The sequence below is a fragment of the Capilliphycus salinus ALCB114379 genome (assembly GCF_047276495.1).
Taxonomy (GTDB): Bacteria; Cyanobacteriota; Cyanobacteriia; order Cyanobacteriales; family Microcoleaceae; genus Capilliphycus; species Capilliphycus salinus.
In genome coordinates, this window is the sequence record NZ_CP178543.1 from 1,667,910 (window position 1) to 1,691,816 (window position 23,907).

18 protein-coding genes are annotated in these 23,907 nt (G+C 42.3%); 8 read left to right on the forward strand and 10 right to left on the reverse strand.

The window, feature by feature from the left end; translation table 11 throughout:
- The first annotated feature begins 60 nt into the window (after positions 1 to 60).
- Complete coding sequence (locus ACL6C3_RS06885) at positions 61 to 639, forward strand: Uma2 family endonuclease (RefSeq protein ID WP_413166423.1); 579 nt, start codon at positions 61 to 63, stop codon at positions 637 to 639.
- Between the two features lie 240 nt (positions 640 to 879).
- Here the strand turns inward: ACL6C3_RS06885 and ACL6C3_RS06890 are convergent, their stop codons facing one another.
- The 8 genes from ACL6C3_RS06890 to ACL6C3_RS06925 all read right to left on the reverse strand — a co-directional run bounded on the left by ACL6C3_RS06890 (position 880) and on the right by ACL6C3_RS06925 (position 11,128).
- Positions 880 to 1,611 (reverse strand): rhomboid family intramembrane serine protease, encoded by a 732-nt coding sequence (locus ACL6C3_RS06890; protein ID WP_413166424.1) that lies wholly within the window; start codon positions 1,609 to 1,611, stop codon positions 880 to 882.
- Positions 1,612 to 1,732: 121 nt separating this feature from the next.
- Positions 1,733 to 2,500, reverse strand: a complete 768-nt coding sequence (locus ACL6C3_RS06895; RefSeq protein ID WP_413166425.1) for a ChaB family protein — start codon at positions 2,498 to 2,500, stop codon at positions 1,733 to 1,735.
- A gap of 22 nt (positions 2,501 to 2,522) precedes the next feature.
- Entirely contained in the window at positions 2,523 to 3,059 is a 537-nt protein-coding gene (locus ACL6C3_RS06900; protein WP_413166426.1) for a Dps family protein, read from the reverse strand.
- A 153-nt stretch (positions 3,060 to 3,212) separates the two neighbouring features.
- Positions 3,213 to 4,796: an alanine/glycine:cation symporter family protein gene (locus tag ACL6C3_RS06905; RefSeq protein WP_413166427.1), complete on the reverse strand. Its 1,584-nt coding sequence runs from the start codon at positions 4,794 to 4,796 to the stop codon at positions 3,213 to 3,215.
- A gap of 870 nt (positions 4,797 to 5,666) precedes the next feature.
- Positions 5,667 to 6,536, reverse strand: a complete 870-nt coding sequence (locus tag ACL6C3_RS06910) for an SDR family oxidoreductase (RefSeq protein WP_413166428.1) — start codon at positions 6,534 to 6,536, stop codon at positions 5,667 to 5,669.
- A 42-nt stretch (positions 6,537 to 6,578) separates the two neighbouring features.
- Positions 6,579 to 8,099 (reverse strand): GMC oxidoreductase, encoded by a 1,521-nt coding sequence (locus tag ACL6C3_RS06915; RefSeq protein WP_413166429.1) that lies wholly within the window; start codon positions 8,097 to 8,099, stop codon positions 6,579 to 6,581.
- 59 nt (positions 8,100 to 8,158) lie between these two features.
- On the reverse strand, positions 8,159 to 9,751 hold the full coding sequence (locus ACL6C3_RS06920; protein WP_413166430.1) for an FAD-dependent oxidoreductase: 1,593 nt from the start codon (positions 9,749 to 9,751) through the stop codon (positions 8,159 to 8,161).
- Between the two features lie 261 nt (positions 9,752 to 10,012).
- Entirely contained in the window at positions 10,013 to 11,128 is a 1,116-nt protein-coding gene (locus ACL6C3_RS06925; RefSeq protein WP_413166431.1) for a carboxylate-amine ligase, read from the reverse strand.
- 305 nt (positions 11,129 to 11,433) lie between these two features.
- Here ACL6C3_RS06925 and ACL6C3_RS06930 point away from each other — a divergent pair, with 305 nt between their 5' ends.
- Both ACL6C3_RS06930 and ACL6C3_RS06935 read left to right on the forward strand, forming a co-directional pair.
- Positions 11,434 to 12,324 (forward strand): TIGR02587 family membrane protein, encoded by an 891-nt coding sequence (locus tag ACL6C3_RS06930; RefSeq protein WP_413166432.1) that lies wholly within the window; start codon positions 11,434 to 11,436, stop codon positions 12,322 to 12,324.
- Positions 12,321 to 12,743 (forward strand): TIGR02588 family protein, encoded by a 423-nt coding sequence (locus ACL6C3_RS06935; protein WP_413166433.1) that lies wholly within the window; start codon positions 12,321 to 12,323, stop codon positions 12,741 to 12,743. Before ACL6C3_RS06930 ends, ACL6C3_RS06935 begins: the two co-directional genes overlap by 4 nt.
- Before the next feature lie 164 nt (positions 12,744 to 12,907).
- Here ACL6C3_RS06935 and ACL6C3_RS06940 read toward each other — a convergent pair whose 3' ends face one another.
- Positions 12,908 to 15,283: a calcium-binding protein gene (locus ACL6C3_RS06940; RefSeq protein WP_413166434.1), complete on the reverse strand. Its 2,376-nt coding sequence runs from the start codon at positions 15,281 to 15,283 to the stop codon at positions 12,908 to 12,910.
- A 148-nt stretch (positions 15,284 to 15,431) separates the two neighbouring features.
- Complete coding sequence (locus tag ACL6C3_RS06945; RefSeq protein WP_413166435.1) at positions 15,432 to 15,668, reverse strand: DUF4278 domain-containing protein; 237 nt, start codon at positions 15,666 to 15,668, stop codon at positions 15,432 to 15,434.
- 482 nt (positions 15,669 to 16,150) lie between these two features.
- Here ACL6C3_RS06945 and ACL6C3_RS06950 point away from each other — a divergent pair, with 482 nt between their 5' ends.
- The 5 genes from ACL6C3_RS06950 to ACL6C3_RS06970 all read left to right on the forward strand — a co-directional run bounded on the left by ACL6C3_RS06950 (position 16,151) and on the right by ACL6C3_RS06970 (position 23,795).
- Positions 16,151 to 19,867 carry an eIF2A-related protein gene (locus ACL6C3_RS06950; protein ID WP_413166436.1) on the forward strand — a complete coding sequence of 1,239 codons (3,717 nt, stop codon included), beginning with the start codon at positions 16,151 to 16,153 and terminating at the stop codon, positions 19,865 to 19,867.
- Positions 19,868 to 20,202: 335 nt separating this feature from the next.
- Entirely contained in the window at positions 20,203 to 21,273 is a 1,071-nt protein-coding gene (locus ACL6C3_RS06955; RefSeq protein WP_413166437.1) for a trypsin-like serine protease, read from the forward strand.
- A 381-nt stretch (positions 21,274 to 21,654) separates the two neighbouring features.
- Complete coding sequence (locus ACL6C3_RS06960; RefSeq protein ID WP_413166438.1) at positions 21,655 to 21,981, forward strand: hypothetical protein; 327 nt, start codon at positions 21,655 to 21,657, stop codon at positions 21,979 to 21,981.
- A gap of 406 nt (positions 21,982 to 22,387) precedes the next feature.
- Complete coding sequence (locus ACL6C3_RS06965; protein WP_413166439.1) at positions 22,388 to 22,597, forward strand: DUF6629 family protein; 210 nt, start codon at positions 22,388 to 22,390, stop codon at positions 22,595 to 22,597.
- Positions 22,598 to 22,922: 325 nt separating this feature from the next.
- On the forward strand, positions 22,923 to 23,795 hold the full coding sequence (locus tag ACL6C3_RS06970) for an S-methyl-5'-thioadenosine phosphorylase (RefSeq protein ID WP_413166440.1): 873 nt from the start codon (positions 22,923 to 22,925) through the stop codon (positions 23,793 to 23,795).
- Positions 23,796 to 23,907: the final 112 nt, after the last annotated feature.

The following is a 23,907-nucleotide window of genomic DNA, read 5'->3' on the forward strand; positions in this document are numbered from 1 at the left end:
ATTATGCGATCGCCTATCTTCTAATTTATACTAAAAATAGCGTTGAGTTGATTCATCCCCATGACAAACTTCACTCTGAACCTAGAATCAATTGAACTGACAGATGAGCAATTCTTTCAGCTTTGTCAGAATAACCGGGATTTGAAATTTGAACGAAATTCTAATGGAGATTTAGTCATCATGTCACCGACTGGAGGAGAAACTGGAAGAAGCAACTTTGAAATTGCGGTTGATTTGGGGATCTGGAATAGACAAACTAAGTTAGGAGTTGCTTTTGATTCTTCTACGGGTTTTAAACTTCCCAATGGTGCGGATCGTTCTCCCGATGCTGCTTGGATAACCTTAGAACGTTGGGATAGTTTAACATCTGAACAACGCCGAAAATTTATTCCTTTGTGTCCCGATTTTGTAATTGAATTGCGTTCGGCGAGTGATAGTTTAAAGAAAATTCAGGAGAAAATGCAAGAATATATTGATAATGGTGTTCGTCTTGGATGGTTGATTAATCCTATTGATAAAAGTGTTGAAATTTATCGTCAAAATCAAGATGTTCATATTTTAGAGTCCCCAACAACGTTATCGGGAGAAGATGTTTTACCGGGTTTTATTCTCAATCTTCAAGAAATTTGGTCGAATTAAATTAATCAAGAAAAAAGAACATGAGTTGATCATGTCCTTTGGAGTGTTGGGATAGAGGTTAAAACTCTGATTTTTGTAGCGATTTCAAAGGGTTTAAATTAATATGAGATCCGGTTTATTAATGCCTGTTATCTGTGCGGGGCGGGTTTAAGTCAATCTCGGAGTGGTCGCCCTCGATTAATGCAGAACCCGCCCCTACGCTTGGGATTATTGATTAGTCGGATATCAGATGAGATCAAACTACCAATCTACCACCGAATTTTCGTTGGATGTGGTGTCGGAAAATATTCCTAAAATTGGGGCTAATATTGCACCGAAAATAAACCCGCCGGCGTGCGCCCAATACGCAACACCACCCTGATTCATCATTTCCCCAACTGCGGTTTGAACTTCTAACATGGAAATTCCGCTAAAGGCTTGTTGAACAAACCAAAATCCTAAGAAAAGAAAGGCGGGAACTCTAACAACATAGGGAAAGATTCCGAGAGGAATTACTGTTAAAATTCTCACGTTGGGAAACTTCAAAATATAAGCGCCCATAACTCCGGCGATCGCACCGCTCGCCCCCAGAGAAGGAATAGCCGATCCGGTTGCTAAAGCATACTGAGAAAGAGCCGCTAACACCCCACAAGCCAAGTAGAAAATGATAAATTTCACCCGTCCGAGTTCTTCTTCGATGTTATTCCCAAAAATCCACAGAAATAACATATTAAAGCCCACGTGAATAAAGCTGGCGTGAAGAAACTGAGAGCTAAAAAGTGTTAAAAATTCTGGAACGGGTTGATCGACCGAAATTCCATTAAAACTCGCGGATAACTCTTGGGGAACCACCGCAAACAGATGAAAGAAATTATTGAGTTGATCGGGCGATAACATTAACTCGATCAAAAATATCAGAAAGTTCAAACCGATCAGAACGTAGGTAACAATCGGGGTAATGTGAATCGGATTTTCGTCTTTTAATGGAACCATGCGATTTTACAATTAAACGTCAAATTGAACATCAATATTGAGTTAATAGAAATATTTTTAAAAGGTTGGAGCCGGACTCTTGAAGCCCAACTCCAACCCAAAAGTTTGAGCATTCCCGGAGTTATGCTGTAACTTTCTGCTTGGACCAAATCCCATTTTCATCTTCGTCGTATTGTTGATGAATGGTTTCCCAAGCCGCCTGTTCTGCTTTCATCTCATCTTCGGTGTCATCAAAAACGGCATTGTAGCGTTTGATGAACGTGCTTTGAGCATCTTCCGACAGATGAGCGCGAACTTCTGGGGATAACTCCTCGGGAGAGTTGCATCGTCCCGGACAAGGACGGGGTAAAGCCCGGTCGGTGACATGAATTTCCTCACCGTGAGCATTTTCGATCGCGCCTTTGTATTCATCGGACTTGTTCGCGGGAACTTCGGCCATCAACAGATATTCTCCGGCTTTGACGCGCGTTTCATAAACGGCTGCTTTTTCTTCGGGCATTCCCAAGGTGGTGAGGACGGACGCCAAACCCGCTCCCGCACTCCCGGCTAAGGCTCCGGTTGCCGCACCCAATAGGACTGCGCTAATGGGGCCTGCGGCTACCACTGAACCGACAAAAGGAATAAACAGCACGCCGACGCCGGTCAGCAGACTGAGTATCGAGCCAAACAGGGAACCAAAAACGGCTCCTGTTCGCAAGCCACCCAAGATAACATCTTTTTTACTGATGAAGCCAGAAATGCGGGTTTGAGATTGAAAATCTCGACCCATTACCGATACATGATCGCGAGAAACACCCTGATCAATTAATCGCCGAACGACATCATTAACTTGCTGTTCTTCTTTAAAAACGGCTGTAATTGTCCGTTCTGCTTTGTATTCTTCCGCCATAAAATTTGGTAACTCCTAAGTTTTATTTCATACCTGCTTTAACGCGATCGCTGGGAATATTACCGCTCGGTTGCAGTTCTTCTCCTTCAATAAAGGAACGCAACATCCACGCCATTTCTTCGTGTTGTTCCATTAATCCGGTTAAGAAATCTGCCGTTCCTTCATCATGGAATTTTTCGGAACAGTTATCGATATTTTCGCGCAAATTGCGAATAATTTGTTCGTGGTCTGTCACCAAACGCTGTACCATTTCGTTAGCATTGGGCAGATCTCCGGCGTGTTCTTTGAGCGTTGCCTTCTCTAAAAATCCTTTGGCAGTACCCAGAGGATAACCGCCTAAAGCACGGATACGTTCGGCTGTTTCGTCGATATTTATAGTTAAGGCTTCGTAGTGTTCTTCCCACAGTTGGTGCAGAGTGCGGAATTGAGGGCCGACGACATCCCAATGATATTTTTTGGTTTTAATTAACAGCAGATACATATCTGCCAAGTTCATATTCAAGAGTTCTACAACGCCTTGACGTTGTTCATCTGTTAAACCAATATTAAGCTTAGGCATAAAAAAATCTCCTGCTTTTTTAATCACTTTAGTCATTAGACCAAAAAAGCAGAAGGCTTTTCATCTATCGTTTGAGGGAACTTGAATAAACGTTAGAAATTGTATCTAACTTTAGGAAGACATCAAATGGTGTACAATCTGCTAAAAGTGGAGTTAGGCAGATGTCTCGCGAGAATATACAGGCATTTGTCCGGAATTGAGACGGTTCATATAATCGCCGAGTGCAGAAGCGACTTTTCCTGACAAAATATAGCAGCCGAGTAAATTGGGAAATGCCATCGCCAGTAACATCATATCGCTAAAATCCAACACGGCGCCCAAATTCACCACCGAACCGATGAACACACAGAGAACATAAATCCCTTTATAAATGATGGCGCTTTCTTCACCAAACATAAAACTCCAGGATTTTTCCCCGTAATAACTCCAAGAAATCATGGTGGAAAAAGCAAATAAAACCACCGCGATCGCTAAAAGAATGGGAAACCAACCAATCACAGAACTAAATGCAGCGGCCGTCAGTTCAACGCCGTTAGCTTCGGCGGCGGTTGTATCGCGATAAACCCCGGTAATAACAATCGTTAAACCTGTTAAATTACAGATAACAATTGTATCGATAAACGGTTCAAGTAAGGCAACAATTCCTTCCCGTAACGGTTCATCTGTACGGGCCGCAGAATGTGCGATCGCCGCCGAACCAATCCCCGCTTCGTTAGAAAAAGCGCTGCGTCGCACCCCTTGAACTAAAGTTCCAACAAAACCGCCTCCGATGGCTTCCGGGGAAAAAGCTTGCACAATTATTGTACCAAATGCGGCCGGAATTTCGGTTAAATTCCCCAATAAAATCCACAAACAAGCCAACACATAAATCACCGCCATTGCCGGAACTAATCTCGCCGTAACCGAAGCAATTCGACCAATTCCGCCAATAATTACAAACCCAACTAATACCGCTACAACTAATCCAAAAACCCAACTCGGTAAAGCCGGAATAATCCCCGCAACTGCGGCATAAGCTTGGTTGGCTTGGAACATATTTCCGCCCCCCATACTGGCTAAAACGCACAGCAATGCAAATAAAATCGCCAGTCCTTGTCCGAGAGGGCGCAAACCCCGTTCACCTAAGCCTTTGGAGAGATAATACATCGGCCCGCCGGCAACGGTGCCATCGGGTTGAATGCGGCGATACATTTGGGCGAGAGTGCATTCGGTAAATTTACTGGACATCCCAAAAAAGCCGCCCACGGTCATCCAAAAAATTGCACCGGGGCCGCCGACCTGTACGGCAATGGCGACGCCGGCAATATTTCCCAGTCCAACGGTTCCCGAAAGGGCGGTGGCCAGGGCTTGGAAATGGGAAACATCGCCTTCATCGTCGGGATTGTCATATTTACCCATGACCACATCAATGGCGTGTTTAAAGGCGCGAATATTGACAAAACCCATCCGCAGGGTAAAGAAAATCGCCCCTCCAATTAGCCACAATACAATGAAGGGAAGACCGAAAATCTCGAAGAAGAAGATTTGGGCTAAAAAGTTAACAATCCCAGAAAATACCGCATCGAGTCCGGCAACAAATCCAGATGGCTTGGTTTCGGCTTCTTCTACTGCGATCGCCACAGTCGGTACCAGTAGAATTAAGAAGAACAACAGCCCATAACTGCCGCTAAGACTGCGTTTGAGGGTTCTAAAAAGCCGATGCAGAGAAGCAGCCAGAGGATACTTTTTTGAGTTCATTCTGTTCCTGTTTATCATCGCTCTGTATTTTGTTTTTTATAGTGTACTGCCAAAATTTGAGGATAACGAGATAGATTAGTTTAGCATTGGTTTAGCTAATTTTGTAGACCACGATGAACAGAAAAGGGGATCTGAATAAACCTGCAACAAGAAAGCTTTGTCTCATCTCCGGTAAAACCCTGTTCAATAATTGATAATTAATAATGGATAATGGATAATTACCTCGACCATTATGAAGAGGATTGATAGAGAGGAAATAATGGATAATGGATAATGGATAATGGATAATGGATAATGGATAATTACCTCGACCATTATGAACAGGATTGATAGGGAGGAAATAATGGATAATGGATAATGGATAATGGATAATGGATAATGGATAATTACCTCGACCATTATGAACAGGATTGATAGGGAGGAAATAATGGATAATGGATAATGGATAATGGATAATGGATAATTACCTCGACCATTATGAACAGGATTGATAGGGAGGAAATAATGGATAATGGATAATGGATAATGGATAATGGATAATTACCTCGACCATTATGAACAGGATTGATAGGGAGGAAATAATGGATAATGGATAATGGATAATGGATAATGGATAATTACCTCGACCATTATGAACAGGATTGATAGGGAGGAAATAATTTTTCTTTTTTCTCCTTGAAAGGAGAGGTCTTAAACCTCATTAATTAATGATCAATTATCAATTGTCAATTATCCATTGATAATAGATCGGGTTTGGCGTCGCATCCCAACAACAAACTAACAGATTGAGAACAGAAAAAAGATCTAAAGAAAGAAAGACTCCTTCTTTAGATCTATTTTGAGTAAATGATTTGAGGTAATTTCAGTTAATTAAGCAGCCAGTTGACCGCCAGTTACATCATACAACGCACCGGTCACAAAACTGCTATCAGCCGACGCTAAAAACACATAAGCGGGCGCAAGTTCTTCCGGCTGTCCGGCCCGTTGTAGAATGCCGTCGGTATCGTAGTTATCCACCTTTTCCACAGGCATAGTGGCGGGAATATTGGGAGTCCAAACTGGGCCGGGAACGACAGAATTAACCCGGATTTTCCGTTCGCCCAAACTTTGGGCTAAAGACTTCGTAAAGGCATGAACCGCCCCTTTACTGGTGGCATAGTCCACCAAAATTCCTTTGCCCATTTTGCCGACAATGCTACCTGTATTAATAATAGAATCGCCTTCTTTCAGGTGAGGAAGTGCGGCTTTGACCATGTAGAAATAGCCAAACACGTTAGTTTCCATTGTGCGGCGAAATTGTTCTAAGCTGACATCTTCAAACTTCTTCTGTGCCATCTGATAAGCGGCATTGTTGACCAAAATATCCAGATGTCCAAAATGTTCAACGGTTTGTTCAATTGCCCGTTTACAGGTGTCAAAATCCCGCACGTCTCCTTGAATCACCAAACATTCTTTTTGTTTGGATTCTACGGCTTTTTTGGTGACTTCCGCATCTTCGGTACTTTGGTCAAAAAAGATGGCAACATTTGCCCCTTCCATTGCGTAGGCAATCGCCACAGCCCGACCAATACCGGAGTCTCCGCCCGTAATAAATGCGACTTTATTCAACAATTTATCCGCAGGTTTGTAGTTAGAAAGATCGCTATCCGGTTTCGGGGTCATCTTTTCTTGAGATGCGGGATAGTCTTGTTTTTGTCCGGGAATTTGTTCGGGTGTTGGACGACGTTCTTGAGTTTTCATAGTCAATTTCTCCAAATGAATTACAGTTGAAAAGTTGAGAGTTTACCCCCATTGATTTTTGAGGTGATCGGCAACTCTTAACGCATTGGCAACAATCGTTAAGGTCGGATTTACTGCCCCCAAAGCCGGGAAAAAACTGCTATCAACCACATACAAATTGTTGACATCGTGGGTTTGACAGTTGAGGTTAAGAACACTCTCTTTCGGGTCGTCACCAAACTTACAGGTTCCGGCTTGATGCCAAACGACTTTTACAGGCATTTGTTTCGCCCAAAACAGATAAAAATCGATCTGTTTTAAATATTGTTCTAAAATGGCGATTAATTCCTTGTGGGGTTTGAGATTGTTCGGCTTGTAGTTAACCACAATTTGACCTTGGGAATTGAGAGTAACGTGATTTTCCGGTTGGGGTAAATCTTCCGTTGTTATCCACCAGTCAACCGAATGTTTGGCAATATATTCTAATACCGCCTGGGGAATTTCTCCGGCTGCCATGTGTTTTAAGCGCTGCCAAACCACTTTTCCCGTCAGTTGAATTTGTCCGAGGGGATAATCTTGTTTTGGTCCTTTAAAGTAAAAGTCATTAATTCCCAACGTCTTTTGAAAAACTGTCTCATTGGGTTGATGAGAAGCCGCAATTAATGCCGAATGATTGTGTAACATTAAATTGCGCCCGACCAAGCCCGAGGAGTTGGCTAACCCGTTGGGATGATGGATATTCGCGGACTTTAATAATAGCGTTGCCGAATTAATTGCCCCGCAAGATAACACCACCAAATCGCCACTAAATTGTTGCGTTTCTCCGTCGATTTCCGCTTCTACGGCCCGAATTATTTTACCGTCGTTATTGGTAATCAAACGGGTAACTTTGGCATGGGTTAATAAAGTGATGTTATTATGTTTTAACGCCGGATCAATACAAGTAACTTCGGCATCACATTTAGCATCAACTAAACAGGGATAAGGATCGCAAGTATTACAGCGAATACAAGGGCGATTTTCGGGGTGTTCTTCATCCCGATTTAATGCTAAAGTCAGATGGTAGGGATTTAAACCGCGATCGCGTAATTTATCGGCGACTTCTTGGATGCGAGGTTCATGCTTAAAAGGCGGAAAAGGATATTCATTTGTTGCGGGAGGTTCGGTGGGATCTTCCCCTCGTAGTCCATGCAATTTAAACAAACTTTCGGCGCGAGTATAGTAGGGTTCAAAGACATCGTAACCCAACGGCCAAGCGGGAGAAATGCCATCAAAATGACGAAGTTCGCCAAAATCTTCGGCCCGCATTCGTTGTAAAGCTGCCCCATAAACTTTAGTATTTCCGCCCACAAAATAGAAGGCTTCCGGACTAAAAGATTGATGGTTACTATCCAACCATTGTTCTTGAGTTTGATAGCGTTCTTTGAGAAAAATTTCGTTAGGATTCCAGTTGGCTTTTTCTCGCGGAAGATAACCGCCTCTTTCGAGAATTAAGATATTTTTTCCGGTCGAAGCTAGGGCATAGGCGAGAGTTCCTCCACCTGCACCCGCCCCAATAATAATTAGGTCGTAGTGCTGTTTCATGGTTAATTTTTTAGATGAACAATCTGGGTAAATTTTCAGTTTTGCGATGATAAAAAATGCTAGGATTGATGGATATATTCAACCCAATCAATGGATTGATTCCGAATCCGATCCGCATTGGGAACTTGCTGAAGGCGCATCAATTCAGTAATCGCGTCAACATCGCGATCGCGTCCGCATCCGGTCACGGCTAAAACTTGATTATTTTTGATGTAGAATGCTACAAATTCTTGGGAATTGACATCGCCATCAAAGATAATTTCATCCCAATCTTCTGCATATCCAGCATAACGAAGTTTCAGGTCAAATTGCCCACTCCAAAAGAAGGGAATCCCGGTAAATTTAACCTGATTTCCGGCCATATTATGGGCGGCAATTCGTCCGTGTTGGGCGGCTAAACGCCAATGTTCAATCCGGGTTAATTTTCCGAGAGGGGCGTAGGGAAAACGGGCAATATCTCCGGCTGCATAGATATCTTTTCCGGCTTGCAAATATTCATTGACAATGACACTATTATCTTTCTCATCAATATTCACGCCCGAGAGAAAGTCCGTTACGGGTTGAACACCAATTCCAATTATCACTAAATCCGCCGGAATTTTATCGCCATTTTCTAAAATTACCGCTTCAACTTTGCCATTTCCTTCAAACTGGGTGGCTTTGGTTTGAAAGCGAAAAGAAACGCCGTGACTTTCATGCAAGTCTTGAAACATTTTCCCGACTTTTTGACCCAAAGTTTTTTCAAAAGGTACGGAATCGGGAGAAATAACCGTTACAGAAAGTCCTTGCTGAGACAAACTTGCAGCGGTTTCCATGCCAATAAAACTCGAACCAACAATCACAGCCCGTTGGTTGGGTTCGGCTGTTTCTAAGATATGATTCACATCCCCGGGCTGACGCAAAGTGAAAATATTATCTAAATCAATTCCCGGCGCCTTTAAACGTTTTGGCCGTCCGCCTGTTGCCACTAATAAGCTGTCATAACTCATCACCGAATTATCTTCAAAGGTGATGGTTTTTAAGTTAGCATCGACTTTTGTAACCGCTTTTCCACAGCGTAATTCGATGTCATGTTCTTGATAAAATTCACAAGAACGTTGGGGTAAAGCGTCTTCTTCTACCTTACCTTGTAAATACTTTTTACTCAATTTTGTGCGGTCATAGGGCAAACGTTCTTCGCGGGTAATCAGAAAAATTTGCCCTTGAAACCCTTGTTGTCTTAGGGTTTCTGCGGCGAACATTCCAGCAGGCCCGGTGCCAATAATTGCAAACACACGACTATCGGCACTGGGGTTATGTTTTGCCATGTTTGGCGTGCGAGATTCGGGTATTTTTTCGGGGAGTTCAACAATAATATTTTCCCCATCAATTCGCACCGGAAAACTCGGCAATGAATCTAACGCTGGTGGTTCTTGATAATCACCTGTCGTCATATTAAAACAGGCATGATGCCAAGGACAAGCTATTCTTTCTCCAACTAAAACCCCTTTCTCTAAAGGGGCGCCAAAGTGAGTACAATGGGGAGCGGTAGCAGAAAATTTTTCTTCGCTCAGACGGGCGAGTAAAATATCAGAGTTATTTACAGAAATTTGCTTGAGTTGACCAATTCGCAGGTCATTAATTTTGGCGACGGTCACTTCTGAAGTCGTCATATAATCCTCTTGAAAATATCGACATAAAAATCTCGGCTTAATACACAGTTGACGAGTATTAAGCAGCTATTTAGAATGATGAATTCTTATACTATATGATGATTTGATCGGGTCACTTTTCCCCTCTACCTCTGGGCATAAATTCCAATAATTTTCGGGTGAAATTGCCGATTTTTGGAAATTTAGCCCCAAAATTTGCAAAATTATTCAAAATTCTGTTAGTTTATGAATAACTCTGATTTCAGGTTGGCTAGTAAACTCTTACACAACTCCCAAGCGAGTTTGTTCTACTAAATAATCAACCACCTCAACAATATTACCTTGGCGCTGATAGATTTCGAGTTGACGTTGGGCGCCGTTTCCCTCTCTGAGAACTTTATCCACCAACGATGAAACTTCTTCCCAGTCTCCCAACATTTCTAAGGCCGGACGGAGATAATTGAGAAACTGCTTGACCAATTTTTTTGCGGGTTTAGAACGTTGTTCACTAACATCGATTAATTTCCCTTGTAAACCGTATCGCGCCGCATACCAATCAGCCGTTTTAAGGATTTCGGGATGTACAGAAATCAGAGGAAAATTATTCTTGATTTCAGTTAAACAAGTTTGAACTAATCCGCGAACTAATCCGGCAATCATCACCGCTTCATCAACGGTTAAACAAATATCGCTTACTCGAAATTCTATGGTAGGATAATGTTCGGAAATGCGAATCGTCCAATAAATCGTTGTTGTATCTTGAATGACCTCGATTTTAGTTAATTGCTCTACCAGGTTTTGATAAGCTTGATAATCTTCAAAAAATGGAGGTGAACCAAACAGGGGGAAAGGACTCCAAAGTTCAGTTCGATAGCTGATATAACCCGTTTTTTCTCCCAACCAAAAGGGTGAATTTGCAGACAGGGCTAACAATACCGACAGCCACATTCTAGCACGATTAATCACGGCGATCGCCATTTCCGGATCGGAAATTCCGACGTGAACATGACAGCCAAAACTTACCAACTCTCGCAGAATTTGCTGATACTCTTGTTCTAATTTCTGATAGCGACAACTCGCCGTTGTTTCTTGTTGTTTCCAGTGAGAAAACGGATGAGTACCGGCGGCAGCAATAACTTTATTATCCCGTTGGGCGGCTTCGATCACAATGCGGCGCGCCTCAGAAAGTTCGGTGCGGACTTCAGCCAAACTTTTACACACAGAAGTGGCAATTTCGATTTGAGATTTATTCATTTCGGGCTGAACAATTTCCTCACCATAATTTTCTTCGGCCCAAGAGATAATTTTCTCGGCTCGTCCAGAAAGTTCGCGAGTTTTTGGGTCAATAATTTGATATTCCTCTTCTACCCCAAGCGTTAAACCTTCACAAGAATTCATGGTTTGAATCTGATTCCTTTTCAAATTTTATCTAAAAGTTTCGAGGTTTGCATAATTGAGTTGATCGCCAATCTCAATTCAATTCTCATCTCTCCTCAAATGGGAGTTCTATAGCGAAATAACTTAACATTATGCTTATCTTGTGATATTATCGAATTTCTACTTCTTTATTCAACCCCCTTTGTGCTGAATTTTAATTGTTAAGTTAAGAATATTTTGAGGAAATTCAGTCTTATGGACTATTTTCAAAGGTAGAGTCAGAACAAATACCTAACAGTTTCTAGGTGAAGTCCATGAACAAACGAATGAGTAAACGGCAATCCCGTTTAGTTTGGCTAAAAGAAATTAATGATATTGTTCGAGGTGCAGCCGGAGGATTTTTGTTTGGAATTCCCTTGTTATATACTTTTGAAGTGTGGCAAGCGGGTTCCTATTTAAAACCCCCTTTGATGCTGGCTATTTTAGCGGCTACATACTTAGTTGTTTTCTTTTTTAACCGGGTTGAAGGCTTTCGACGCAAGAAACGAACTAACCTGAGTGATGTATTTTTGGAGAGTATAGAAGCCTTGGCGATCGCCATTGTTTGTGCTACTTTTATTATGATATTATTGCAGCGAATCACCTTGAATACTTCTCTAGAAGAAGCGTTAGGGAAGATTATCTTTGAAAGTGTTCCTTTTGCCCTTGGTGTGGCTTTAAGTCGATTAATCTTAAGCGAAGATGACTCGAATAACTCCTCAGACAATTCTCGAACCCATGAAGATTTTATGGTGAAAAAGCTGCAAAAAGTAAAAGGAATAAACGAGACCTTAGCTGATTTAGGCGGAACGTTAACCGGAGCGATTATTATTGCTTTTAGTATCGCCCCAACCGATGAAGTCACGGAATTGGGGGTGGCGTCTTCTCCGCCTTGGTTAATTGCGATTATTTTGGCTTCTTTATTTATTTCTTATCTGATTGTTTTTGCGGCAGGGTTTGCGAACCAGAAAAAACGCAAACAGCAACAAGGACTCTTTCAAACTCCCGAAAGTGAAACGATTTTATCCTACTTAATTTCTCTGATGGCTTCCCTTTTGATGCTGTTGTTTTTTCAAAAATTAAGCTTGGGCGATCCTTGGTTTCTCTGGATACGTTATACTATTTTATTAGGACTTCCCGCCAGTATTGGGGGTGCAGCAGGACGTTTAGCCGTATGAATGAAACTTCTACAGACTCAGAACAAAAGGAACAAACAAAACAGCGTTCTTTCCCGGAACGTTTAAGTTTCGGAATTGCAATTTGTATACTGGGATTGTTAATCTTTCTGATTCTCTATCAATGGAAAGTTCAAGAAAATGAACCCCCGATTTTAACTGTTACTCTCGATCAAGAAATTCGTTACTTTGGAACTCAATTTTATGTTCCTTTCACGGTTTATAATATCGGAGGACAAACGGTAAAATCCGTTCAAGTGGTTGGAGAACTTCAAATAGAAGATGAAAATCTCCAACAAGGTGGAGAACAACAAATAGACTTTCTTTCTGCGGGTGAAAAAGCATCGGGTGCGTTTATTTTTACACGCAATCCTGAAGATGGAAAATTAATCATTCGAGTCGCCAGTTACAAACTCCCTTAAAGTCGGGTAGGCATTTTTCACCCTACAAACTAGGAACTAAAAGTAAAACGGTAGGGGCGCAAAGCCTTGCGCCCCTACGGATGATTGATGTAAAAAAATAGGGTGCTAATACAGCACCCCACCCAAGATTAGAGACTTGATTTCACATCCGAACAATGGAAGAATTAGACGTAGTTGAAATAACTCGCTCTCAGGTCAATGCTACCGGAATCCGGCGCTTGAATAATCGCCACTAAATCTTGATTTTCTCCGGCGAGAATTCCCAAACCCGAAACGCCACTTTGTTGAACGGGTGCGAGTGTAAATTGATTGGCGGTTCCGTTGAGTTGAATAACATCTTGAGTGAAGTCAAAATCAGCAATGACCGCAAAATCTTGATCGCCTGCTGCGGTGTAAAACTTGCCATTTTCATCACCCAAAATGAACGTATCGCTACCAACACCGCCTGTTAATTCATCAATATTAACTCCTTCGGTTAGTTCGGGAACAAACGCACCAATTAACACATCATCCCCTTCACCGCCATCGAGTTCATCGGTACCCGCACCGGCTTGTAAAGTATCATTTCCAAGTTCACCAAAAACAATATCCGTACCGCCACCGGCTGAGATAATATCATCGCCTTCGCCACCAGAAATTAAGTCAATAAAATCACCACCGAAGATAGTATCATTACCGCCATCACCATTAACAAAGTTTTCACCCAAACCCGCAGTAATCAGATCGTGACCTAAACCCCCACTGATAAAATTATTGCTATCATTGGCTTGAATAGTATCATTACCCGCATCACCGTTGAGGAAGTTACTTCCGGTGATAAAATCATCCCCATCCCCGCCATTCGTAACATCTTCACCGATACCGCTATTTAGGGTATCATTTCCGGCACCACCGTTAATAAAATCGCCTTCATCGGTACCGTCAATCACATCATTTTCAAAGGTTCCATTGAAAGTATTAACGGTAGTTGAAATACTCTCATCTGTCGTCGAACTGCTGCTAGAATTCGTAATTCCTTCTAACGCCTGTTCAAAGGAAACAAAATTCGCTTCGCCAAGCTGTTCGACGGGAACAAAAGTTAGGGTGGCAATTTGTTCGCCCGTCTCAGTAATTTGAATTCCGGTTCCGGTGCCAAATAAATCGGGAACTAATGTTAGCTGATCGAAGGTTAAACTTTCACCGAGAACCAGTAAATCTTCTCCGAGTTCAAAGTCAAGAATTGTCGTTAAACCGCCCGGTTCTAACACAAAGCGATCGCTTCCGCCTCCCCCGCTAACGAGGTTAATTCCGGCACCGCCACTAATGAGATCATCCCCATTATTTCCAATTAACAAATCATTGTGTTGTTCGCCGAAAATTTGATCGTTATCATTTCCTCCCCGGACAAAATCATTCCCCAAACCCCCTGAAGAGGTATCATTTCCATTTCCATCAACACCGAAGAAGAAATCATTTCCATCGCCACCTTCGAGGAAGTCGTCATCTTGGGCGCCAACGATGAAATCATTTCCTTCATCGCCGGATAACGTATCATTTTCGCGATCGCCATCTAATAAGTCATTTTCAGAACCGCCAGAGATAACATCCGCCTCATCTCCTCCTAATATAATATCATTCCCACCATTGCCATTAACAACCCCGATCACTTCGCCATCGATACCGTTAAAGCTGTCATCTTCTGCACTCAGTTCGACATTTCCTTCAATTTCCCCCTCATTAATAACCGACACTCCGCCAACCGCTTCTCGCACATCAATCGCGAGTTTTCCGTCTTCAATTGCACCCCCAATAATCGTACCTTCGTTAAAAATTGTACCGTTAAGTTGGGTTTGTTCTTGGATAATAACGGTGGCTGCATTTTCGGCGGTTAAAGTGCCTTCATTAATAATATCTCCGTTGAAAATAGAAGTCTCCGCCCCCGATGCTGGCACCCAATATAAACGCACCGCAGCGGACTGATTATTTCCTATTGGAACGCCCCGCCCTTGAATTAATCCTTCGTTAACAACTGAACCGTTAACGTTGGCGCCAAGTTCGAGAGAAATGGCATCCCCATCGTTTCCTTCTCCGACATCAATAACACCCCGACGATCATTTTCAATAAAGATATTCAATCCGGTAACGTCGCCGTAAACGGTACCATTTCGGGGGCTTAAACTGGTGAGAATTTGACCTTCGTTAAAGAGAACTCCGCCAACTCCTCCAATATTAACTGCACGGCTTTCGCTGGTGATTAAACCTTGGTTTTCAATGGATGCCGAAGCAATATTTCCATTGGCAATATTAATCCCGTTAAAATCACCGCTAATTGTCCCTTCGTTTTCAATTAATGTGGCAACTCCATCAACTTGAATGGCACTGTTTTCGGATTGAATTGTGCCGCTACCATCGACTTCTATTTGATTGAGAGTATTTTGGGTGGTGACGGCATCTTCTTCGCCTGTATTGAGTGTGCCTTCTACTTCTAAACTTTCTGCAAATTCATCGAGAATGATCGGATTGTTGCTGATAGTGTTGTTGTCGATTTCGATGCGTTCCATGAGATAAACCTCCAGTTAAAGATGGAATAGATGAATAGAAAAAGGGGAATGGAAACTAAATGCTAGGTGAAGCGGGGCGGGTTCAGATGGATTTGAAATCTTCCTAAAACCAGATGGCTAAACCTGCCCTTCGATATCTAAATAAGATTTAGATCAAGGCTGATTTTAAATTCGGAATAGCTTTCGTTACTTTCACGGGTTGAGAACCATCTTTATAATAGGAAACACCCCGATAGGTTAATTTTTTCGTTGAAAGTTCTTTGGCGAGGTTTAAACTTTGGTGATAGTAGGAAACACCCCGATACTTTAAAAAATGACTGGAAGCTGAAGACATAGAAGAAGTAGATTGAGCGTTATAGCGTACACCCCGATAACAAAGAGCCATGATTTTTTCTCCTCAAGCTGAAATTTAGTTGGTGGTCTTTTGGCAATCAATTAATGGTTTTTTGCTTGCCTTGTTGTTAACCAATATAAGCAAGTTATTTGAGGATAACAATATGAAAACGTTTTAAAAAGTATGGTGTTTGTTAAAAATATCCCGATTTTTGTAAAACCTATTTTCTGATGAATTTTATCTAAAATTGTTCTGAATGTTTTCTGAGATTTTCCTGAGAGATCGGATAACAATGTGATCGAGATCGCTTAATGGTAATGATCTCTTTCTTCTCAAAAATATAATCTTTAAGTTTTGTATCGTCCAAATTTGTTAATGAGGGGTCGAACCCTGAAATTTTGATAACTTTTTTGATCTCCTCTTGACAACATTCAAGAAATGTTTGAAAAAGTATGATTAAGTAACAAATGTTTGGCGTCCAAACGAAGTGGGAAGTTGGATCGATGACAATAGCAGCCCAATAGAGGAGGAACATGAACCGAAAAGGCACTGTCGAACTTGAAACCGCACTGGCTACAGCAGATGCGCTCGTTTTAGCGAAGACAGGTAAACATCTGACCACCCTACAAGCGGATATTTTTCGCGGCTCTTGGATGGGTCAAAAGTACGATCAAATTGCTCAAAACTGTTATTGTTCAGATACTCACGTTCGCATTGTCGGCTCGCAACTGTGGGAACTTCTCTCGCAAGCTTTAGAAGAAAAAGTTACGAAAAAAACCTTTCGCGCCGCTTTTGAACGTCGTTGTCTGTCGGATGACGCCTCGGAAGTTCAACCCACTCCACCGACTCCACCGACTCCACCGCCAACCCCAGAACCTCAAACGACCCTATCTCCTCCAAAAACGATTGTTAACGGTAATGGCACCAACGGTAACGCCGCTCATGGTAAGACTATTAACACAAAGGTTGTGCCGAATAATACTCCCAGACAAGACTGGGGAGAAGCGCCGGATGTTAATCTTTTTTATGGTCGCAACGATGAACTAACCACCTTAGAAAAATGGGTAAAAAGCGATCGCTGTCATCTAATAACCCTACTGGGAATGGGGGGGATTGGTAAAACGTCTTTAACGGCTAAACTCGCCCAAAATTTAGAATCTGAATTTGATTTTATTATCTGGCGGAGTCTTCGCAACGCCCCCCATATTGATGATATTATTGCAGATTTTATTCAATTTATTAGCAACCAACAAGCCGAAGATATTCCCCCAGATTTTGATGGTCGAATGCGATGTTTGCTCGACTATTTACGCAACTCTCGCTGTTTAATTATTTTAGATAATGTTGAGTCAATTTTACAAAGTGGCGATTTTGCTCAAAGTAATTTGACCCGACATACCGGTAATTATCTTTCGGGCTATGAAAGTTACGGTCAACTGTTTAAATTAATGGGTCAAAGCCGACATCAAAGCTGTCTAATTTTAACCTCTCGCGAAAAACCCGCAGGACTCGCCGCCCTCGAAGGTCAACAGTTACCCGTCCGTTATCTTCAGTTAAGCGGTTTACCAACTTCCGACGGACAAGCTATTCTACAAGCTAAGGGATCTTTTGCCGGAGATGAACAACAATGGCAAACTTTAAATGAACGGTATGGCGGTAATCCTTTGGCTTTAAATATCGTTGCTTCTGCGATTGAAGAAGTTTTTGATGGCAATCTTTCGGTGTTTTTAGATGTCTTTCAACAGCAGGGTTGCTTTATTTTTGATGGGATTCGAGAATTACTTAAAAGTCAGTTTGATCGCCTGACTCCCCTAGAACGAGAATTAATGTATTGGTTGGCAATTGAACGAGAACCGACCCCCCTCGATCAGCTTCAAGAAGATATTGTTCGTCCGGTGTCGATGGGTGAACTTCTCCCCGCTTTGGCGTCTTTACAACGCCGTTCTTTGGTGGAAAAAACCGGAAATGCTTTCACCCAACAACCTGTAGTTATGGAATATGCGATTGGTGAATTAATCGACCGCAGCGTTCAAGAAATTCTTAATCGCGAGACTCATTTATTGCGATCTTATGCTTTTTTACAAGCTCAAACCCGAGACTATATTCGAGAGGCTCAAACTTGTTTAATTTTACAACCGATTCTCGACCAAGCGATCGCTCAGTTGGGTTCACCTTCTGCGGTCGAAAACTGTTTACAAGAAATTTTGATTGATCAACAACAACAAACAACCCCAGAAATGGGTTATCTCGCCGGAAATTTGTTGAATATGTTTCGTCAACTCAAAAGCGATATTACCGATTATGATTTCTCACGTTTAACCATTTGGCAAGCCTATCTACAAAATTATCCCCTGCACAACGTTAATTTTACGGAGTCCGATCTGTCTCGGAGTGTATTTACTGAAACCTTGGGAAATATTCTCTCTGCGGCTTTCAGTCCCAAGGGTTTACTCGCCACCTGCGACACCGACTGCAATATTCGCCTCTGGGAAGTCAAAACCGGTAAATTAGTCGCCATTTGTCAGGGTCATCCCAACTGGGTGCGATCGGTGGCGTTTAGTCCCGATGGCGAAATGTTGGCCAGTGGCGGGGCGGATCGGTTGGTGAAGTTGTGGAATGTTAGCACCGGCGCCTGTATAAAAACTTACAGCGGACAGCTTGGGGAAGTGTTTTCTGTGGCGTTTAGTCGCGATGGGACGAAAATTGCAAGCGGAAGCGGCGATAATACGATTAAACTCTGGGATACTCGCACGGGTGAATGTCTCCAGACTCTAAGCGGACATACCGACTGGGTGCGATCGGTGGCGTTTAGTCCCACAACCGATATTCTCGCGAGTGGTTCCCAAGATGGGACGATGCGAATTTGGGATGTGAACACGGGAGATTGTATTAAAGTTTGTACTGAACATCAAGGATGGGTGCGATCGGTGGCGTTTAATGGTAATGGAAATCTTCTCGCGAGTGGAAGTAGCGATCGCAATATTAACCTTTGGAAAGGCGACACGGGAGAGTATTTAAAAACGATTTCCGGACATACGGGCGGGGTTTATTCGGTGTCGTTTAGTCCTCAAGATGATCTGTTAGCGAGTGGAAGTGCAGATCATACGGTGAGAGTTTGGGACTGTAAAAATGAACGTTATATTAAAACTTTACACGGACATACCAATCAGATTTTTTGTGTCTCATTTTGTCCCGAGGGTGAAACGTTAGCTTGTGTTAGTCTCGATCAAACAGTTAAACTTTGGGATGTTCGCAGCGCTCAATGTTTAAAAACTTGGTCGGGACACACTGACTGGGCGCTTCCGGTGGCTTGTCACGGGGATAATATTGCTAGTGGAAGCAATGATAAAACGATTCGTTTGTGGAATATGTACACGGGAGATTGTATTAAAATTCTAAGCGGACATCAGGATCAAATTTTCGCGATCGCCTTTAGTTCTCAGGGGGTTCTTGCGAGTGGAAGTTCCGATCAAACGGTGCGACTTTGGGGGGTTTTGGAGGGTCGTTGTTTTCAGATTTTAACCGGACATACGGACTGGGTTCGTTGCTTGGCGTTTAGTCCGAATGGTGAAGTTTTAGCCAGTGGAAGTGCAGATCAAACCATTCGATTATGGAATTGGCGAACCGGTCAATGTTTGCGGATTTTAAGCGGACACGGCGATCAGGTTTATGCGATCGCTTTTAGCCCAGATGGTCGCATTTTAATTAGCGGAAGTACCGATAAAACGGTGCGGTTTTGGGATACTCAGACGGGAAATTGTTTAAAGGTTTGTTATGGACATCGCGATCGCGTTTTTGCGGTTGATTTTAGTCCGAATGGTGAAATTATAGCCAGTGGAAGTATTGATAATACGTTGAAATTGTGGAATGTTTCTGGAGAGTGTTTAAAGACGTTATCGGGACACAGCAATTGGATTTTTTCCGTCGCTTTTAGTCCCGATGGAAAGTTTTTAGCCAGCGCTTCTCACGATAGTACCGTTAGAGTTTGGGATGTGGAAACGGGCGAATGTCGTCATGTTTTGCAGGGACATACGCATTTAGTTTCTGCGGTTAGGTTTTGTCCCGAAGGTAAATTTATTATTAGCGGTTCTCAAGATCAAACCGTTCGGTTGTGGGATGTAAAAACGGGTGAATGCGTTAAATTGTTGCGGGCGACTCGTTTGTATGAGGGGATGAATATTACTAAAGCTATTGGGTTAACAGATGCTCAAAAATCCACTTTAAAAGCGTTAGGAGCCGTTGAATTTTAACATCCCCCTCCCGTCCCCCTTAGAAATCCCCCTCCCGTCCCCCTTGGAAAGGGGGAGGCTAGATGTTGCTTCGCTTTTGGTTGGATGGGGGACTTTCAAGAATTCCCCCCTCTTTTCCCCTTCTTTTCCCCCCGATCATCGGGGGGCGAGGGGGGATAAAAAACGAGTCCGGGAGTACCTGTACTTTTGGCTAGGTCAAACACTGAACAAAAGTTGGTTTTGTGAAAAAGCAGGTTTCTGATAGCCTTTCTAGCAAGGTTACATCTTGGGTGCAGAAGAACAGTTTGCGATCGCAAACCTCAGAAAAATTCACTACATTTATTAAGGAAAATCTGATGTCAATGTGTTTCAAAAAAGTGGGCTTTCTTGCATCCACAATTGTTTCGACTGCAATTTCTACAGTTAGTCTATTTGCAGCTTTTGAACTGAACCATCAAGCCAAAGCCATTGTTGTTTCAGGCGACCCAAACGATTATATTGTTGAACCGGGAACGGGATATGATGGTGTTGTACGTTTATTGCAGCGAGAGGGTTCAGAACGCGGTGGTTGTACGGCTGCACTATTATCTTCAGGAAAACATATTCTAACTGCGGCTCATTGTCTCGATAATCGCTTGGCTCCGGGTTTAATTTCCTCTGCTAATGTACTGTTTGATTTACCGTTCGGTACGACTAGCATTAAAGCTAAAAACTTTTTTGTTCATCCAGATTGGGATGGTTTTGATAATTTCGATTCTTTGGATGGTGATTTAGCGATTCTTGAACTCACATCTATGGCACCGGAAGCGGCAGAACGCTACGATATTTACCGAAATACCGATGAAATTGGTCAAGTTAACACCAAAGTGGGATATGGTCTTTCCGGTCAAGGAAATCAGGGTTTAGACCGAGAGAATTTCCCTTATGGAGTTAAACGTTTGGGTCAAAATCTATATGACAGTGTGGGAGAAATTTTGAGTACGGTAGTTCCGGCTAATTTTATTCCTGGTGCTTTTTTAGCCTATGATTTTGATAATGGAAAACCCGAAAATGATGCCTTTGGAACTCTGGGTCTTCCCGATTTAGGATTAGGTCTGCAAGAGGTTACTCCAGCGTCGGGTGACTCAGGAAGTCCAATATTTATTAATGGGTTAATTGCTGGAATTACATCCGGTGGTACCTGCGTGGGTTTTGATTTCGTTAACTTCAACTGTTCCAGTCCTCCCGATGTTGATAATGTTGTAAATGCTAGTTTCGGAGAGTTTGGTTTTGATACTCGCGTGTCAACTTATGCCAGCTATATCGATGATGTTTTAGCCGGTAATATTGCTCCAACCAAAACCATTCCCGAACCCAATACTATTTTTAGTGCGATATTGGCTTTGGGTGCTTTTGCCGTTCATTCTCGTTCCAAAAAAGCACAATAAAAAATAACCGCTAACACTTCCGAGTCAACCCCGTTTGCACAGGGCTATCTGATCTGAAATACTTAAATATTTGCTACTAATACTGCTCGGTTTTCGATCCCCCCTTGCCCCCCTTAAAAAGGGTGGAAATCATATAGTCCCCGCCCCCCTTGCCCCCCAATTCTGGGGGGAATTCGCGGATGCTTCGCTGTTTTACAGAAGGGGGATTGAGGGGGATCAATTATCTGTAGCATTATTTTCTGTATTTCAGATCACAGCGATGGATTTGGGGTCGTTTCCTCTAGGATTAATTAATCCAGAAGTTGGCGTTCTGTATCAAATTTATTCCTTTTGGTAGATGCAAGATGATATACTCTTGTAAATTACCTGAAGAAAAAATAGATGAAAGAAACGACTTCTCTCGATACAAGAGCATTTTCGATTGTTGAAGAAGCTACAGGAGTTTACACCTGGCTGACTTCTGAAGGCTGTTATGGCTCGTCTACAGACCCCGTAAAGGCGAGACAAGAGGCGATTATTCAGATTTTCAAGGAAGAAATTGCACTCGCACCCGAACGGCTGTGTATACTGAGAGGAGAAATTCCAATCTTTTATAATCGGTTAGCGCAGAAGTTGAGAGCCAAAAAAGACTGTTCTATCGATCGCAGTCGATCTTATCGAATCAAAATCGATGAAACCCTGACCATCGAGATCGCAGTGATTCAATGAACGTTCAACCCCTTCGGAATAGCTACGGAGTAGCCTTTCAAGTCTTCTGGTGATTTACTCGGTCTGAGGAAGGGTTGAGTTGACCCTCCGGTCTTCGGTTGCTTACTCCAAAAATCGTAAATTGGCAACCCTCCTTAGATAGAAGCTTAATTTTAACTGGGGCAGTATGATAGTGTTGAGCTGATGTACATTGACTCTAAAGAGATAAGCCTTGGCTGGCATTTATAATCTCTTCATTTCACTGAGTAGACTTGGTAAGATCGCTATTTTCCCCTTTATCATCTGGAACATCTAAATTCAATCTAATTACACGACCTAATAATAGATGGCGATCTGAATCACCTCAACTTTTTTACGGAAAAGTTGGGGGGTTTTTTTTAATTGAGTTTGTTTTTAATATGATCTTATGTGTTTTTCTGCAACGGCTAGTTTTACGGCTACGGTGACGCTAGTAATTTTAGGAACAGCAACTCTGATTGAAACTCCCTCAAAAAAAGAACTTTTACTAGGAGTTTTTCCGATTTTGTTTGCTATTCAGCAGTTTTGTGAAGGTTTAGTTTGGCTGAGTTTAAATTCTTCCTCTATCGAGGGGATTTATGCGCCTGCAACTTATTGATCATTAATTAATGAGGTTTAAGACCTCTCCTTTCAAGGAGAAAAAAGAAAAATTATGCAGGGTACGAATCATCGCAGGCTCCGCCTTTTAAAGGCGGAGTACCGATGATTTCCTCTCTATCAATCCTCTTCATAAAGGATCGAGGTAATTATCCATTATCCATTATTAATTATCAATTATTGAACAGTGGTAGCCTTTACGTGATATTTAGATATTACCCCTCCCAACTTTAAGAAGAATTTATATTCGACTGGGGTTGAATTGAATTCGTGAGCCAATTCACTGGTAAAATAGTCTGAGTGATAAACGCTATGGGAATGCTCAGATGAGTCAGGCTAAAGTTGGAATTATTGGCGGTAGTGGTCTATATAAAATGGAGGCGCTACAAAACATCGAAGAAATTGAAGTTGATACTCCCTTCGGTTCCCCGTCCGATCGCATTATTTTAGGGACGTTAGAAGGAATGCGGGTGGCTTTTTTGGCGCGACACGGACGCACTCACCATTTATTACCCACAGAGTTACCCTATCGCGCTAATATTTATGCGTTGAAAAGTTTGGGGGTTGAATACATTATTTCGGCGTCTGCGGTGGGATCTCTCAAAGAAAACGTGAAACCCTTAGATATGGTTGTCCCCGACCAATTTATTGACCGAACTCGCTCCCGAATTTCTACTTTTTTTGGCAATGGAATTGTTGCTCATATTACCTTTGGCGATCCGATTTGTTCCCAGTTAGCCAAAGTGTTAACCGATGCTATTTCTGCTTTAAATTTACCCGACGTTACTTTACATTCTAGCGGAACTTACGTTTGTATGGAAGGGCCTGCATTTTCCACAAAAGCCGAATCAAATTTATATCGCAGTTGGGGCGGAACGATTATCGGAATGACGAATTTACCGGAAGCAAAGTTAGCCCGAGAAGCGGAAATTGCCTATGCAACTTTAGCCTTAGTTACCGATTATGATTGTTGGCATCCCGATCACGATAGCGTTACCGTTGAAATGGTTGTGGGAAATTTACAGCGCAATGCTTTTAATGCTCAAAAAGTGATTCAAGAAACGGTAAAACGCTTAAGTGAAAATCTCCCGGAATCCGAAGCCCATTCTGCTTTAAAGTTTGCCATTTTAACGCCTTTAAATCAAGTTCCACCCGAACGAATCGAGCAGTTAGAATTACTTTTGAAAAAGTATCTCTAACCATTCAATCCCTCTGATTCGTCCCTAACTGGAGTTTAAACTCAAGCTTGAACAATAATTCAATTCCTGAGGCTTATTGGTAGGTTAGTGTGAACTTCAGGATGAAACAGAG

Excerpts from the sequence above, each read along its gene's own strand:
- ACL6C3_RS06920 (WP_413166430.1), bottom strand. The coding sequence starts at position 9,751 with ATGACGACTTCAGAAGTGACCGTCGCCAAAATTAATGACCTGCGAATT.
- ACL6C3_RS06940 (WP_413166434.1), bottom strand. The coding sequence starts at position 15,283 with ATGGAACGCATCGAAATCGACAACAACACTATCAGCAACAATCCGATC.
- ACL6C3_RS06970 (WP_413166440.1), top strand. The coding sequence starts at position 22,923 with ATGAGTCAGGCTAAAGTTGGAATTATTGGCGGTAGTGGTCTATATAAA.
- ACL6C3_RS06915 (WP_413166429.1), bottom strand. The coding sequence starts at position 8,099 with ATGAAACAGCACTACGACCTAATTATTATTGGGGCGGGTGCAGGTGGA.
- ACL6C3_RS06960 (WP_413166438.1), top strand. The coding sequence starts at position 21,655 with ATGAAAGAAACGACTTCTCTCGATACAAGAGCATTTTCGATTGTTGAA.
- ACL6C3_RS06925 (WP_413166431.1), bottom strand. The coding sequence starts at position 11,128 with ATGAATTCTTGTGAAGGTTTAACGCTTGGGGTAGAAGAGGAATATCAA.
- ACL6C3_RS06945 (WP_413166435.1), bottom strand. The coding sequence starts at position 15,668 with ATGGCTCTTTGTTATCGGGGTGTACGCTATAACGCTCAATCTACTTCT.
- ACL6C3_RS06895 (WP_413166425.1), bottom strand. The coding sequence starts at position 2,500 with ATGGCGGAAGAATACAAAGCAGAACGGACAATTACAGCCGTTTTTAAA.
- ACL6C3_RS06955 (WP_413166437.1), top strand. The coding sequence starts at position 20,203 with ATGTCAATGTGTTTCAAAAAAGTGGGCTTTCTTGCATCCACAATTGTT.
- ACL6C3_RS06900 (WP_413166426.1), bottom strand. The coding sequence starts at position 3,059 with ATGCCTAAGCTTAATATTGGTTTAACAGATGAACAACGTCAAGGCGTT.
- ACL6C3_RS06905 (WP_413166427.1), bottom strand. The coding sequence starts at position 4,796 with ATGAACTCAAAAAAGTATCCTCTGGCTGCTTCTCTGCATCGGCTTTTT.
- ACL6C3_RS06930 (WP_413166432.1), top strand. The coding sequence starts at position 11,434 with ATGAGTAAACGGCAATCCCGTTTAGTTTGGCTAAAAGAAATTAATGAT.
- ACL6C3_RS06885 (WP_413166423.1), top strand. The coding sequence starts at position 61 with ATGACAAACTTCACTCTGAACCTAGAATCAATTGAACTGACAGATGAG.
- ACL6C3_RS06950 (WP_413166436.1), top strand. The coding sequence starts at position 16,151 with ATGAACCGAAAAGGCACTGTCGAACTTGAAACCGCACTGGCTACAGCA.
- ACL6C3_RS06935 (WP_413166433.1), top strand. The coding sequence starts at position 12,321 with ATGAATGAAACTTCTACAGACTCAGAACAAAAGGAACAAACAAAACAG.
- ACL6C3_RS06890 (WP_413166424.1), bottom strand. The coding sequence starts at position 1,611 with ATGGTTCCATTAAAAGACGAAAATCCGATTCACATTACCCCGATTGTT.
- ACL6C3_RS06910 (WP_413166428.1), bottom strand. The coding sequence starts at position 6,536 with ATGAAAACTCAAGAACGTCGTCCAACACCCGAACAAATTCCCGGACAA.
- ACL6C3_RS06965 (WP_413166439.1), top strand. The coding sequence starts at position 22,388 with ATGTGTTTTTCTGCAACGGCTAGTTTTACGGCTACGGTGACGCTAGTA.